The sequence below is a fragment of the Bacillus sp. 17RED48 genome, from assembly GCF_019837545.1.
Lineage (GTDB): Bacteria > Bacillota > Bacilli > Bacillales > Bacillaceae_G > Bacillus_A > Bacillus_A wiedmannii.
Genome location: NZ_JADAXG010000004.1, coordinates 453,758 through 467,911, shown reverse-complemented (window position 1 = coordinate 467,911; position 14,154 = coordinate 453,758). Strand labels below are relative to the sequence as shown.

At 34.4% G+C, this 14,154-nt stretch carries 16 protein-coding genes and 1 pseudogene; 13 read left to right on the top strand and 4 right to left on the bottom strand.

Going from position 1 to position 14,154, the window contains the following annotated elements; translation table 11 throughout:
- Positions 1-67: 67 nt before the first annotated feature.
- Positions 68-1,018, top strand: coding sequence for a CobW family GTP-binding protein (locus tag ILT06_RS19455; RefSeq protein ID WP_064474191.1), 951 nt, complete (start codon positions 68-70; stop codon positions 1,016-1,018).
- 97 nt (positions 1,019-1,115) lie between these two features.
- Here ILT06_RS19455 and ILT06_RS19450 read toward each other — a convergent pair whose 3' ends face one another.
- Both ILT06_RS19450 and ILT06_RS19445 read right to left on the bottom strand, forming a co-directional pair.
- Positions 1,116-1,586, bottom strand: coding sequence for a GNAT family N-acetyltransferase (locus ILT06_RS19450; protein WP_064474190.1), 471 nt, complete (start codon positions 1,584-1,586; stop codon positions 1,116-1,118).
- A gap of 135 nt (positions 1,587-1,721) precedes the next feature.
- Positions 1,722-2,672, bottom strand: a complete 951-nt coding sequence (locus ILT06_RS19445) for a metal ABC transporter substrate-binding protein (protein ID WP_064474189.1) — start codon at positions 2,670-2,672, stop codon at positions 1,722-1,724.
- Positions 2,673-2,939: 267 nt separating this feature from the next.
- On the opposite strand from ILT06_RS19445, the gene ILT06_RS19440 reads away from it, so the two are divergent.
- The 3 genes and pseudogenes from ILT06_RS19440 to ILT06_RS19430 form a co-directional block, all read left to right on the top strand.
- Positions 2,940-3,089, top strand: a complete 150-nt coding sequence (locus ILT06_RS19440; protein WP_176713054.1) for a hypothetical protein — start codon at positions 2,940-2,942, stop codon at positions 3,087-3,089.
- A gap of 115 nt (positions 3,090-3,204) precedes the next feature.
- The gene (locus ILT06_RS19435; RefSeq protein WP_048559679.1) at positions 3,205-3,864 is read left to right on the top strand and encodes an oxidoreductase; all 660 of its coding nucleotides are present in this window, start codon (positions 3,205-3,207) and stop codon (positions 3,862-3,864) included.
- A gap of 506 nt (positions 3,865-4,370) precedes the next feature.
- Positions 4,371-4,445: pseudogene (locus tag ILT06_RS19430) on the top strand (DinB family protein); the annotation flags it as partial.
- A gap of 323 nt (positions 4,446-4,768) precedes the next feature.
- Here ILT06_RS19430 and namA read toward each other — a convergent pair.
- On the bottom strand, positions 4,769-5,806 hold the full coding sequence (gene namA, locus ILT06_RS19425; protein ID WP_064474188.1) for an NADPH dehydrogenase NamA: 1,038 nt from the start codon (positions 5,804-5,806) through the stop codon (positions 4,769-4,771).
- Between the two features lie 131 nt (positions 5,807-5,937).
- Between namA and ILT06_RS19420 the strand changes: the two genes are divergently transcribed.
- From ILT06_RS19420 to ILT06_RS19395, 6 genes are all read left to right on the top strand, one after another.
- Positions 5,938-6,390, top strand: a complete 453-nt coding sequence (locus ILT06_RS19420) for a methylated-DNA--[protein]-cysteine S-methyltransferase (protein WP_064474187.1) — start codon at positions 5,938-5,940, stop codon at positions 6,388-6,390.
- 7 nt (positions 6,391-6,397) lie between these two features.
- Positions 6,398-7,411 carry a DUF2628 domain-containing protein gene (locus ILT06_RS19415; RefSeq protein ID WP_081257109.1) on the top strand — a complete coding sequence of 338 codons (1,014 nt, stop codon included), beginning with the start codon at positions 6,398-6,400 and terminating at the stop codon, positions 7,409-7,411.
- Positions 7,412-7,487: 76 nt separating this feature from the next.
- Positions 7,488-9,149, top strand: a complete 1,662-nt coding sequence (locus ILT06_RS19410) for a peptide ABC transporter substrate-binding protein (RefSeq protein WP_064474185.1) — start codon at positions 7,488-7,490, stop codon at positions 9,147-9,149.
- 58 nt (positions 9,150-9,207) lie between these two features.
- Complete coding sequence (gene fosB, locus ILT06_RS19405; RefSeq protein ID WP_000911696.1) at positions 9,208-9,624, top strand: FosBx1 family fosfomycin resistance bacillithiol transferase; 417 nt, start codon at positions 9,208-9,210, stop codon at positions 9,622-9,624.
- Between the two features lie 12 nt (positions 9,625-9,636).
- Positions 9,637-10,179, top strand: coding sequence for a short-chain dehydrogenase (locus tag ILT06_RS19400; protein WP_222655377.1), 543 nt, complete (start codon positions 9,637-9,639; stop codon positions 10,177-10,179).
- Between the two features lie 16 nt (positions 10,180-10,195).
- Positions 10,196-10,807: a phosphoserine phosphatase 1 gene (locus ILT06_RS19395; protein WP_064474182.1), complete on the top strand. Its 612-nt coding sequence runs from the start codon at positions 10,196-10,198 to the stop codon at positions 10,805-10,807.
- A 45-nt stretch (positions 10,808-10,852) separates the two neighbouring features.
- On the opposite strand, the gene exsB is transcribed toward ILT06_RS19395, so the two are convergent.
- Complete coding sequence (exsB, locus tag ILT06_RS19390; protein ID WP_000817494.1) at positions 10,853-11,431, bottom strand: exosporium protein ExsB; 579 nt, start codon at positions 11,429-11,431, stop codon at positions 10,853-10,855.
- 181 nt (positions 11,432-11,612) lie between these two features.
- Between exsB and cotH the strand changes: the two genes are divergently transcribed.
- The 3 genes from cotH (at position 11,613) to uptA (ending at position 14,120) form a co-directional block, all read left to right on the top strand.
- The gene (gene cotH / locus ILT06_RS19385) at positions 11,613-12,689 is read left to right on the top strand and encodes a spore coat protein CotH (protein ID WP_000937986.1); all 1,077 of its coding nucleotides are present in this window, start codon (positions 11,613-11,615) and stop codon (positions 12,687-12,689) included.
- A 106-nt stretch (positions 12,690-12,795) separates the two neighbouring features.
- Positions 12,796-13,413: an NUDIX hydrolase N-terminal domain-containing protein gene (locus ILT06_RS19380; RefSeq protein ID WP_222655376.1), complete on the top strand. Its 618-nt coding sequence runs from the start codon at positions 12,796-12,798 to the stop codon at positions 13,411-13,413.
- Between the two features lie 104 nt (positions 13,414-13,517).
- The gene (uptA, locus tag ILT06_RS19375; protein WP_000881202.1) at positions 13,518-14,120 is read left to right on the top strand and encodes an undecaprenyl phosphate transporter UptA; all 603 of its coding nucleotides are present in this window, start codon (positions 13,518-13,520) and stop codon (positions 14,118-14,120) included.
- Positions 14,121-14,154 lie beyond the last annotated feature (34 nt).

The following is a 14,154-nucleotide window of genomic DNA, read 5'->3' as shown; positions in this document are numbered from 1 at the left end:
TGCTACAAAAACGATTTTCCCTATATGCTATAATGTAAAAACATATAGCTATAAGGAGATGTACGAAATGATTCCAGTAACGATATTAACTGGTTTTCTTGGATCAGGGAAAACGACATTATTAAATCGCATTTTATCAGAAAATCACGGTCATAAATTAGCAGTGATAGTAAATGAAATAGGGCAAATTGGTATTGATAATCAGTTAATTATGAATGTCGAAGAAGAGATTATGGAGATGACGAATGGATGTTTATGTTGTACTGTACGTGAAGATTTACTAGTCGCTTTAAAACAATTACTGGACGTAAAAGCAGAAGGTAAAATGGAATTTGATGGATTAGTAATTGAAACGACTGGTCTTGCAAATCCAGGTCCGATTATTCAAACATTCTTTTTAGATCCTGTGATTCAATCTGCATACCAAATTAACGGCGTTGTAACAGTAGTAGATAGTTACCATATACATAAACATTTTGAAAAAGGACTAGAAGCAAAGGAACAAATTGCATTTGCTGATGTCGTTTTAGTAAATAAATTAGATTTAGTGGATGAAAGTGAAAAGGAAAATCTATTGCAGGAACTGCAAGGTATTAACCCAACTGCAGAGTTAATCGAGGCGACTAACTGTGATGTAGATATTCCATCGTTACTACAAATTCAAACGTTTAAAACGAAAGATACGTTACAAATTTATCCTCATAAAGAGCATAATCATCTAGAAGGGGTAAAGTCGTTTGTACTACGCGAAGAGCGACCGTTAGATTTACAAAAACTAAATGAGTGGATGTCAGCTGTCGTTCAAGAGCTAGGGGAGTATTTATATCGCTACAAAGGAATTTTATCGATTGATGGAGTAGATAAACGTATCGTTTTCCAAGGTGTGCATACACTGTTTGCTGCATCATATGATAGAGAGTGGCAAGAGGGCGAAGAACGAGTAAGTGAAGTTGTGTTTATCGGAAAAGATATTAATAAGGAATGGTTCCAAGAACATTTCGGGGAGTGTGTGAAATAAGTCTGCATATATTGCAGGCTTATTTTTTTGACTTAACTAAGTATTTTGTAGAAAAATGCTAGATTGCAAAAAACGAAGGATAATAAAAAGCCTGTTTTCACAGGCTTGTATGTTCATCTAATAGTAACTCCATTACAACACCTACAACTGGACCATCGTCATCAATATCACCATTTAAACGGAAACCAAATGACTCGTATAACCCCATTGCGAGTTTGTTGTCTGGATGTAAACTTAAATAAATTATTTTACATTCATATTTATCTTGTAAGAATTGAATGAGTATGCGAAGGAAACGTTTTGCATATCCTTTTCCTTGATATTGTTGGTCAATCATAAATCGATCTAACCATACGCTTTTGCGTTTTTCCAAATACCATCCATACATTGCATACCCTACAAGTGTTTCTCCATCATATAAACCTACTGACGTTCCGTTTCCTTCAAATAATGATTCTGCTAGAGAAAACGCATTGCTTTCAATAAATTGCTGCTGGTCTTTTGCAACGTTTAAAGCAGCTACTGAACGCCAATTTTTTTCTGTTACTTCACGAATGTGAAGAGTCATAATTCCAACTCACCTTCTAAATTAATAAAGCTTAAAAGCTAATATGGATAATTTTACTTGTTATTTTAGTCAAGTCAAGTAAGAACAAATAAAAAAGAAGCTGAATGAAATATTCAGCTTCTTTTAAAAATTTGATTAGTTAGTAGCTTCTTTTAATGTATTTACGTTTTCTTCCATTAAAGTGAAGTAATCTTTATTGTTCTTCGCATCATCTTCAGAAATAGTAGCAAGATGATTTAAGCGTAAAATTTTTGTACCTGTCTCTTTCTGAATTACGGATGCTACCTTTGGTGTAGAGAATGTTTCAAATAAAATATATTGTAGATTATGTTCTTTTACTGTTTTTGTAATGTCAGCAAGCTGTTTTTGAGATGGTTCATTAGAAGCTGAAATACCAGCGATAGCAATTTGTTTCAGGCCATAGCGTTGTTCCCAGTATCCATAAGCCGCATGAGAAACTAAAATATCTTTCGTTTTTGCATTCGAAACAGCTGCTTTAAATTGATCATCTAAATCAGTAAATTTTGTTTGCAGTGCTGCGAAATTTTTTTCGAACTCTTGTTTATGATCAGGCTGTAATTCTACAAGTGCATTTTTTATTTTTTCTGCCTGTTTCATTGCTAGAGTAGGGTCTAACCAAATATGTGGGTCTTTATCGTGATGATGTTCATCCTCTTTATGGCCGTCTCCGTGATCATGATGCTCTTCTTCAGTAGAAGTACGCAGTTCAATACCTTTTGATGCATTTACAATTTTAACATTCTCTTTTTGTAATGCTTTTTCCATTTTTTCAGCAAATGGTTCTAATTCAGCGCCGTTATAAACGAATAAATCGGCTTTTGCAACTTGTACTGTTTGTTTTTGACTTGGTTCAAATGTATGTGAATCTGCACCAGGTGGGTAAATCGCTTCAACAGTTACATAGTCGCCACCAATTTTTTTTGCAAAATCTGCAAGAGGAAAAATAGTAGTATAAACAGTTAGCTTTCCGTCTTTCTTGGCATTACCTTCTTTTTTATTTGAGCAGCCAGTAAAAATTAAAGTGAAAATAAGTAAGAATGAAAATATAGTCAATCTTTTAGGCATGAAGTTCTCCTCTTTTCTTTTTTTACGGATATATTTTCCCCAATTATAGAAGAAAAATATCATTTTAATACAAAACGGAATAATTACGTTTTAGTTTGCGAACTTAGTATAATACATCTTTTATAAAGTTGCAATAAATAATAATCATTCCGATTTGTTTTTGTTATAAAGTTGTCAAATTTGGATGTATTATTTTTAGGAATGCATGCATATGTGACAACGCTACGTTCATATATTTGAAAGGAGGGTGTAGAGGGGGATGAGTGTTTGGGTTACTTAATGGAAGCTATTTTATTGATATTAGCGGTAGTATTACCATTAGTCTTAGTCTTAATTTTTTTAAGAAGATTAATAAGTAATTTAGGAGATGCATCAACAGTAACAAAATTGCGAGAGAAAGATGAGAAAAAAGAGTGAGTAAAGCACTATGCGTACGCATAGTGCTTTACTTGTGGTAAAATGAGAGAAGGAAACTCCTAAAAGTTGTATTTTACTGAAGGAGAGAAAAGTAAAATAAGAGGTATATGCATATATGAATAAGCGAACAGCGTTAGTACTTGGTGCAAGTGGTTTAGTTGGACAAGAGATAACGCGTCTATTACTTGAATCAGATTACTACGATTCGGTTACTATTTTTGTAAGGGAACCAATGCAATGGCAACATGAAAAGTTACAGCAAAAGCAAATAGATTTTTCGATGTTAGAGGAATATAAAGAGTTTTTTGCTGTAGATGACGTATTTAGTTGTCTAGGAACAACAATCAAAAAAGCAAAAACAAAGGCAAATTTCAAAAAGGTAGATTATGAATATACGTTACGAGCTGCTTGTTTAGCTGAAAAACAAGGGGTACAAAATTTCCTTGTTGTGTCCTCAATGGGAGCAAAACCTAAATCGTTCTTCTTTTATTCGCAAGTTAAAGGGAGAATGGAAGAGGAATTACAAAAGTTAGTCATTGGTGGTATTCACATTTTTAGGCCATCTTTATTAGTAGGAAATCGACAAGAATTTCGTTTCGGTGAACGAATGGCTGAAAAGCTGTCTCGTATCATTCCTTTTATATTTAAAGGGGCTTTCAAAAAGTATAAACCAATTTCAGCGAAAGATGTGGCGAAAGGGATGTATATCACTGCATTGCGAGAAGAAACGGGTATTTATATTTATAACTCAAATGAAATTACAACGATAGAATAAAAAACGAAAAAATGGCATGTATTTAAAAAAAGTTTGAATCTTGAATGAATAGTAAATACATGTAGTTTAACAATTATAAGAAAGTAAAAAAGGAGTGGGAAGCCCACTCCTTTTTTACGATAATTTATTATGCAAATCGCATTTTTATCCCGCTATTTGTCGACAGCAAACCCCCGCGGATTAAAGTTTCACTTTATACGCCTCCAACACTCTTGATCTTATACGACAAGTGACCTCGTTTATTGCAATGCTATTTTTAGAGTCGTATTATACAAACGGATGATTTCGTGTTATAAGAATGTTTCACCTCATTTGAAAATATACTACTATTATATATCCATTGTTTGTAATGCCAATAAATCAAATAGAATATACTTTCTATTTGGAAATAATCTGTTTTTATATCTGTTTGAGTAAAACCTGAAGGGAACTGGGTTCCGAAGATATAAAAGTCCTATATGTACTATTCCGTATTTTGGGGAGATTTGCAAAAGGAGGATATACGAATGAGTAAAAAAGAAATGGTGCAAAATGGAATTAAGCAAGTGTTTTACGAAGAAGAATGGTATCCACCTTGTTCATGGCCAGTGCATCGTTCTTATTTGTAAATGATAATTAAAATTGTTGGAGTTTCAAACTAAACACACGAATTAATATGTAGAATACTACTATATCAAAAAACAATTTCTCACTTAATCTGAGAAATTGTTTTTTTCGTAATCACGATTGTGGAATTCGATTTTTAACTCTGTCACATATTCAGAACGGGAGATAAATACATAAAAAAATAGGTGTATCAAGCAAAATGTTGATTCACCTTAAAACGATATTATGAAATAACATACGTTATCTTATAGTATACTTTTTATTCTTCTAGATTCAGTAGTACATATTATTCTCGGTTTTATTTATTCGTATGGATTTTCCCCGGTGCTCGTTTGTATTGATACGGTTCTTCTAACTCAAAGCTAAGTTCATTGGCGGCTATTCTTGGGAAGTAAGGATTGCGAAGTAACTCACGTCCGATAAAAATTAAATCTGCTTCGTTATTATTTAAAATTTGTTCTGCCTGTACTCCAGTCGTAATCAAACCAACAGCCCCAGTTGCAATGTTAGCATGTTCTTTAATATGTTTAGCATATTGCACTTGATACCCGGGATATACATCGATGTGTGCCGGAACAACAGCTCCAGAACTACAATCAATTAAATCTACTCCTTGTTCTTTCATCCAGTTTGTATATGGAACGTAATCTTGAACCGTTAAACCGTCAGGATGATAATCGTTTGCTGAAATACGAATAAATAACGGTCCGTTCCAAACTTTATTTATTGAGTCAATGATTTCACGTAAGAAACGATAGCGATTTTCAGGTGAACCTCCATATTCATCAGTCCGTTTATTAGAAAGTGGAGAAAGAAATTCATTAATAAGATAACCGTGAGCGCCGTGTATTTCAATAACGTCAAATCCAGCTTGTTTGGATCGTATTGCAGCCTCTTGAAAAGCTAATATGGTCTTTTTTATTTGCTGTATACTCATTTCTACCGGGATTTTCATAGTTTCATTAAACGGAATTGCGGATGGAGCGAGAGCATCCGTTTCTAATTCAGCTTTTCTTCCGGCGTGAGCAAGTTGAATGGCGGCTTTTGCGCCGTTATCATGTATAAAAGTTGTCGTTTTATGTAAGCCTTCAATTAGGCTATCATCCCATATACCTAGGTCTTTATTAGAAATTCTTCCTTCAGGTAACACGGCTGTTGCTTCGATCATAACTAAACCAACTTGACCAGCAGCTCTTGTTCCGTAATGAACGTGATGGAAATTAGTTACTTGGCCATCCTCGTTTTCTGATGAATACATGCACATAGGTGACATAACGATACGGTTTTTTAATGTAACGTCCTTAATTGTATAAGGTGAAAAAAGTTCAGAATTCATCATAGCCTCCTAGATCGAATTTTCTTACATTGTATCATTCTTGTTTTTGTTTCCCTAATAAAACGCTTATACGAAAAATTTTGTCTATTCGTGTTACAATAATTAATATGAATTGAATTGGAGGATGACATATGTACCAGGCTTATTATGAAAGTGAATTAGGCTTGCTGGAAATTACAGCGAACGATAAAGGAATTACGTCTGTTATATTTGTTGATGAGAGACAAGAAGAACATAAAAATGAAATAATAGATCAATGTATAAATGAGCTAGATGAATATTTTAAGGGGAAAAGAAAAGAGTTTACGGTCCCGCTGTCTGCTGAGGGAACAGCATTTCAAAAAAATGTATGGGATGCGCTCTATACTATCCCTTATGGCGTAAGTGCTTCATATTTAGATATTGCAGAGAAGGTCGGAAATACGAAAGCTGTACGAGCGATAGGAGGAGCAAATAGTCGTAATCCAATTTCAATTATCGTTCCGTGTCATCGTGTAATAGGAAAGAGTGGGAAGCTTGTTGGGTATGCGGGCGGTTTATGGAGGAAAGAGTGGTTATTAAATCACGAAGGTATTTTGAAATGACGTATGGATGGGAAGAGGGATTGTTTTGAAATGTATAAATTGTGGGCAACTTTGTGAGGGAGATCAGTTGAATTGTGAAAGTTGCCAGTGGACTTTGCATTCTGAACAAGGTGAAGGATGCTCGCTAATAGACAAGGAATTAGAAGTATATGTAGGTAGACAATATCGGTATTACAAAAAGAAATGGGAACTTGAGGATAAGCGGATTGCTAGGTGGAGCTGGAATGGTTGGGCTGCTATTTTCAATGTGGGTTGGCTTGGATATCGTAAGTATTATGTACCAGCAGCATTATTTTTACTGTTATTAGTAGCATGTGATGCGTTTTCTTATTATATGGGCTTCAACGTAGCGTTACCAATCATTAATATGGTGCCTCTTACGTTTCTATTACTCGTTTTTATTTTATTTGGAATGGCGATTTTTGCGAATGGATTATATTATCAATTTGCAGAAAGGCGTATATATCGAATAAAAGCACGAGAAATTCAAGATGAATCGGTTGAAAATTATCTCATCCGTGATAGTGGTGGAACGAGTAAAATGGGAGCAACGATCGTTACGATTTTAGCGGTTGCTAGTATTTTTTTCAGCCATTTCTTTTTCCCGACGGATCGAGATATTATTCAAAAAGTTCGTACAAGCTCGCTTTATGAATATCCGTTCTTTTCCATTGGTGAATCGTTTGAAAGTTACTTTAGAAATCCAGGTTGGGTATATTATCGTGGAACGGAAGGGTTAGAATTAGTAGAATTTCAAGGGACTAGTCCTGATATGCCAAGGAAAAAGGTGAAAATCCAATTTATTGTTGATTATAAATTGGGTGAGATTGAGCCGTACTCACTTACGATTAACGGCGAATCTAAAAATGAGGAAGAATTTTTGAAGATAATGGACGAAATATTTAAAGTTCAAAACCCATTTGATATAGAGGATGGATTACAAGTAAAAGAAATAGAAAAAGAAGTGGATAGAAGAGTTTTCTATCAGCTTCTTTTTTTACTGTACAAAAATAATATTTGAAATAATCTGAATCTTTTGTATAATAATATATATTATACTGGCTTTCATTTATACATATAGATTGGGGGAAGGAAGAATGAAGAGAAAGACAACAACAATTGCTGCACTTGCGTTAACGACGAGTGTATTGGTTGCAGGATGTGGGAATGGTGAGAAGGCTTCGACAACGAAGAAAGAATCGAATAAGGGAGCAGCAGATAAGCAAGTATTAAACTTACTAGAAACAGCAGAAATCCCTTCAATGGATACGTCAAAATCAACAGACTCTGTATCATTCCGTGCCTTTGTAAATGCAATGGAAGGGTTATATCGTTTAGATAAGGATAATAAACCAACACCAGGCATGGCAAAAGATGTGAAGATTAGTGAAGATAAAAAGACATATACATTTGAATTACGTGATGCGAAATGGTCAAATGGTGATCCAGTTCGAGCACAAGATTTTGTATATGCATGGCAACGTACATTAGATAAAGCAATAGCGGCAGAATATGCATTTATTTTATTTGATGTGAAAAATGCACAGAAAGTAAATAAAGGAGAATTACCGCTAGATCAATTAGGAGTGAAAGCGAAGGATGATAAAACGTTAGTAGTAGAATTAGAACAGCCAGCACCATATTTCCTTGAGCTTACTTCATTCCCTACATTTTTCCCTTTAAATGAAAAATATGTGAAAGAACAAGGGGATAAATATGCATTAGAAGCAGATAAACTATTATATAATGGACCATTTACGATGAGTGAATGGAAACATGAACGAAGTTATCAGTTAAAGAAAAACCCTAATTATTGGGATAAAGATACTGTGAAGTTAGAAGAAATTAATGTAAATATTGTGAAGGAAACGAGCACGGGAGTAAACTTATATGATAGTGATCAAGCGGACCGTGTTATTTTAAGTTCTGAATTTGTTGATAAGTATAAAAAGAATAAGCCGGATGAATTTAAAACGAAGTTAGATCCACGTATGTATTTCTTACGTTTTAACCAGAAAAATGCAACGTTTAAAAACCAAAAAGTTCGTGAAGCGATTGATCTGGCATACGATAAAAAAGGAATTGCAAATGTTATTTTAAATGACGGATCATTACCAGCATATTTCTTAGTACCTGAGAAATTTACGACAGGACCAGATGGGAAAGATTTCCGTACTGTAAATAAAAATTTCCGTGACAGCAAAGATAATGCTGAAAAAGCAAAAAAATTATGGGAAGAAGCGAAGAAAGAGCTTGGCCAAGATACAATTACAGTAGAATTTCTAAATGATGATAACGGTAGCCGTAAAAAAGTGGGTGACTTTATTAAAGAAGAGTTAGAGAAAAATTTACCTGGTATTAAAGTGAATTTGAAACAACAACCATATAAGCAAAAGCTAGAGTTAGAAAAGAAATTTGAATATGAATTCTCATTATCTGCATGGAGTCCGGACTATCCAGATCCAATGACTTATATTGATATGTTTGTTACTGGAAGCTCATTTAATGAAATGGATTATTCTAATCCGAAGTATGATGATTTAGTAGCGAAATCAAAAGGAGAGCTATTAAAAGATGATAAAGCACGCTGGAATGCCCTTGCAGAAGCTGAAAAAATCTTAATTGGTCAAGATGCTGCCATTTCTCCTACGTACCAACAAAGTACGGCTTACTTAGAGAAGCCATACGTAAAAGGTATTGCGAATCATACGTTTGGTGGGGACTTCAGTTATAAATGGGCATATATTACAAAGAAATAGTATAATAAAAGATGAGTGAATTTTCGCTCATCTTTTATTTGTATAGGAGGAATTAGAGTTGTTAAAGGGAATCAATCATCTTTGTTTTTCAGTGTCTAATTTAGAAAAATCTATTATATTTTACGAAAAAGTACTAGAAGGAGAATTATTAGTTAAAGGGAGAAAACTTGCGTATTTTAATATATGTGGGGTATGGGTAGCACTTAATGAAGAAACACATATTCCGAGAAATGAGATTCATCAATCTTATACGCATATTGCGTTTTCAGTTGAACAGAAAGACTTTGAACGTCTACTGCAACGATTAGAAGAAAACGATGTTCATATTTTACAAGGAAGAGAACGGGATGTAAGGGATTGTAAGTCTATATATTTTGTTGATCCTGACGGCCATAAGTTTGAATTTCATTCAGGGACATTGCAAGACCGACTGAACTATTATAGGGAAGATAAGTCTCATATGACATTTTACTAAGGGTGGAAGAAGTTGCATGCGCTAGTAATTGGTGGAACAGGAATGCTAAAGAGAGTTTCTATGTGGCTTTGTGAGCAAGGATTTCATGTTTCTATTATTGGACGAGATAAAGTGAAATTAGAAAATGTTAAGCGAGAGAGTGCTGCGCCAGAAAGTATCACATGTCTTCCGTTAGATTATCATAATGATGACGATGTAAAGCTAGCTATTAAAAGTACAATTGAGCGGAATGGCCCCATGACATTAGTTGTCGCATGGGTACACGCAAGTGCGAAGGATACGTTGTCATTCATTTGTAGAGAAGTGGATTTGTTGTCTGAAACATACAACGTTTTTCATATTTTAGGTAGTAAAGCGTCGCGTATACCCGCACAAAAAATAGGTGGTACGCGATGTAGCTACCATAGAATAATATTAGGTTTTATATTAGAAGATACATACGGGAGATGGCTTACCCATGAAGAAATATCGGATGGGGTAATAAAAGGAATTGAGAATAAATGTGATGAATGGATTGTAGGACGAGTAGAACCGTGGGAATTGCGGCCAAAATGATAAGGGGGAATGTGAAATGAAGACAACTGTATATGTAACAAGGCACGGTGAGACGGAATGGAATGTATCGAAACGAATGCAAGGCCGGAAAAATTCTGCTTTAACTGAAAATGGTATGTTACAAGCAAAGCAATTAGGAGACCGAATGAAAGATTTATCTATCCATGCGATCTACAGTAGTCCGAGTGAAAGAACCCTTCATACTGCAGAGTTAATAAAGGGCGATCGTGATATACCGATAATAGCGGATGAGCATTTCTATGAAATTAACATGGGTATATGGGAAGGACAGACAGTCGCTGATATAGAAAGGGAATACCCAGATGAAATACAATTGTTTTGGTATGAGCCACATCTTTTTCAGTCAACATCAGGAGAAAATTTTGAGTCTGTTTATAAAAGGGTAATTGAGGGGATACAACTTCTTTTAGAAAAGCATAAAGGAGAAAGTATATTAATTGTTTCCCATGCGGCAGCGGCAAAACTACTTGTAGGACATTTTGCAGGTATTGAAATAGAAAATGTGTGGGATGATCCATTTATGCATAGTGCTAGTCTAAGTATAATAGAATTTGAAGAAGATAAAGGTGAAGTGAAGCAATTTGCAGATATAAGTCATTTTCAATGAACGTAAAAAAGGCCGCAAAACGGCCTTTTTTTGTAGGCATAAAAACTAGCAATTACGTTTTTTATACCAGAAGTGATCGAATTTCTTGTTTTTGCAAGATGGGAATTTATGTCCGCCTTTGCAATCATTCCATTTGTGTCCATTATCGTGACAGTCTCTGCCATGATCACATGAATCATCGCACGAGTGACCGTCTCTATGCGGGAAGAATTCGCATTTTTTACAGAAACTTCGTTTTGTCCAGAAAAATTTCTTTTCAAAGCGTATGCATTTTGTAACGAAAGTACAATGTTTTCTACGAGTACGTTTTGTAACTAAAACGCATTCTTTTCTACGAGTCACTTTCGTAACGAATGTCCATTTTTGAACGCGCACACGAGTACATTTTGTAACAAATGTCCATTTTTTTACGTGCGTACATTTTGTAATAAAAGTACAATGTTTCACGCGAGTACATCTTGTTCTTGGACATTTACCCCCAGTTGTACATTTACAACCTGTTGTACATCGATGATGAGAGAATTTATCATCATCGCACTCAAAAGTACTTGGATCTTGGTGTAAGAAATCCTCCATCCCAGCACTTTTGATTTCTTCAACAGCTTTTCTAATATCACGTTTCATAGAAATCCTCCTTATCATGTATTCAGGTGAAAAGGTATTCTTTTTCCTTAACATGATATGAGATATGACGTCTTTCTGAACAAGACAAGAGTGTAATTTTATATAAATGGATGATAGCGGATGTATGGACAAGACAAGGCGCATACATTGAATGAAGAGAACTGAGAAGGGATGAGAAAACATGCTACCTTCATATGATTTTTTTATTCATCCAATGTACTTAGTGGAATTAAAAAAAGACATTTGGTCAGATAGTCCAGTGCCAGCAAAATTAACTTATGGAAAAAAGAAGTATGATATTGATATCGTATACCGGGGGGCTCATATTCGTGAGTTTGAGAAAAAGTCTTATCATGTTATGTTTTATAAACCGAAAAAATTTCAAGGTGCGAAAGAAATTCATTTAAATTCTGAGTTTATGGATCCGTCTCTCATACGAAACAAATTATCTTTAGACTTTTTTCATGATATTGGTGTACTTTCACCAAAATCACAACATGTATTTATAAAAATTAATGGTCAAATTCAAGGTGTATATTTACAGTTAGAATCAGTTGATGAAAACTTTTTGAAAAATAGAGGATTACCAAGTGGTTCTATTTATTATGCAATAGATGATGATGCGAATTTTTCTTTAATGAGTGAGAGAGATAAAGATGTTAAGACCGAGCTCTTTGCGGGTTATGAATTTAAATATTCGAATAAAAATAGTGAAGAACAACTGAGTGAATTTGTATTTCAAGCGAATGCTTTGTCGAGGGAAGCTTATGAAAAAGAAATTGGAAAGTTTCTACATGTTGATAAATATTTAAGGTGGTTAGCTGGCGTTATTTTCACACAAAACTTTGATGGTTTCGTTCATAACTATGCACTATATCATAATGATGAAACAAATTTATTTGAAGTGATACCGTGGGATTATGATGCAACTTGGGGGCGAGATGTACAAGGGAGACCACTTAATCATGAGTATATTCGCATTCAAGGCTATAACACGTTAAGTGCAAGATTGTTAGATATACCTGTATTTAGAAAGCAATACCGAAGTATTTTGGAAGAAATACTAGAAGAACAATTTACCGTTTCGTTTATGATGCCGAAAGTTGAAAGTTTGTGTGAATCGATTCGTCCATATTTACTACAAGATCCATATATGAAAGAAAAATTAGAAACATTTGATCAAGAAGCTGATATGATCGATGAATATATAAATAAAAGAAGAAAGTATATACAAGACCACTTACATGAATTAGATTAATTTTGAAAGAGATTGGAACATTATCAATCTCTTTTTTTGTATAATAAAGATGTATCAACAAAACTGACTTACTATTCACTTAAAAGAGTATGGGGGATGTGGAAACATGACGGTAAAATGGATTGATTGGGTAAAACAAATACAAGCTATAGCCCAAGCGGGTTTAACGTATTCTAAAGATGTGTATGATATAGAGCGTTTCCAACAATTACGGGATATTTCCATTTCGATGATGTCACATTACACAAAGACAGATTGGGAAATAGTAGAGAAATTATTTGCAAGTGAGACAGGCTATCAAACACCAAAAGTTGATATAAGAGCAGTCGTTTTTCAAAATGAAAAGTTATTATTTGTGAAAGAAAAAAGTGATGGGAAATGGGCATTGCCAGGTGGATGGGCCGATATCGGTTATACGCCAACAGAAGTAGCAGCAAAAGAAGTTTTAGAGGAGACTGGTTATGAAGTAGATGATTTTAAGCTATTCGCTATATTTGATAAAGAAAAACATCAACCATCGCCTTCAGCAACACACGTATATAAAATTTTTATTAGCTGTAAGATTATTGGTGGCGAAAAGAAAACTAGTATTGAAACAGAAGATGTGGAGTTTTTTGGTGAGAATGAATTGCCTAATTTATCGATTGCTAGAAATACAGAAGAGCAAATTAAAGAAATGTTTGCCTACATGAAAGAACCTCAAAAAGACACTTTAATAGATTAATCATGCTTATGCCGATAATATTGTTGAAATGAAGATATTGGCAGAATGCGACCTTTATGTAATAATGGGATGGTATGTGAAGAAAAAAGGAGATAGAAAATAAAATGTTAGCAAGCATAATAGATCAGTTATTGCAATTTTTTGCAAGCTTAGGTTACTTTGGAGTAGCGCTAGCTTTAATGATTGAAATTATCCCGAGTGAAATTGTACTTTCGTATGCTGGATTTTTAGTAGCGGATGGTAAAATTAGTTTTGTTGGTGCAGTTATCGCCGGAACTATTGGTGGTACTTTAGCCCAAATCTTTTTATACTGGCTTGGATATTACGGAGGGCGTCCGGTTGTAGAGAAATATGGGAAATATCTACTTATTAATAAACACCATTTAGACATAGCGGAAGGTTGGTTTAAGCGTTACGGAGCAGGAGTAATCTTTTCTGCACGCTTTATCCCAGTAGTACGTCATGCAATCTCTATTCCAGCAGGATTAGCTAAGATGCCATTAAAACTATTTACACTGTATACTGTGGTTGCGATTATTCCATGGTCAATACTATTTATCTACTTAGGTGAAAAGCTTGGTGGAAATTGGAGACACATTAAAGAGTATGCATCTGATTACACACATTACATAATTATAGGAGCTGTTCTCTTTGTTGCTTTATACTTCGGTTTAAAGTATTTCAAAAAGAAAAAAGCAGCGCGTTAAAGTCAATGATTGTTCATTGGCTTTTTTTATTTGT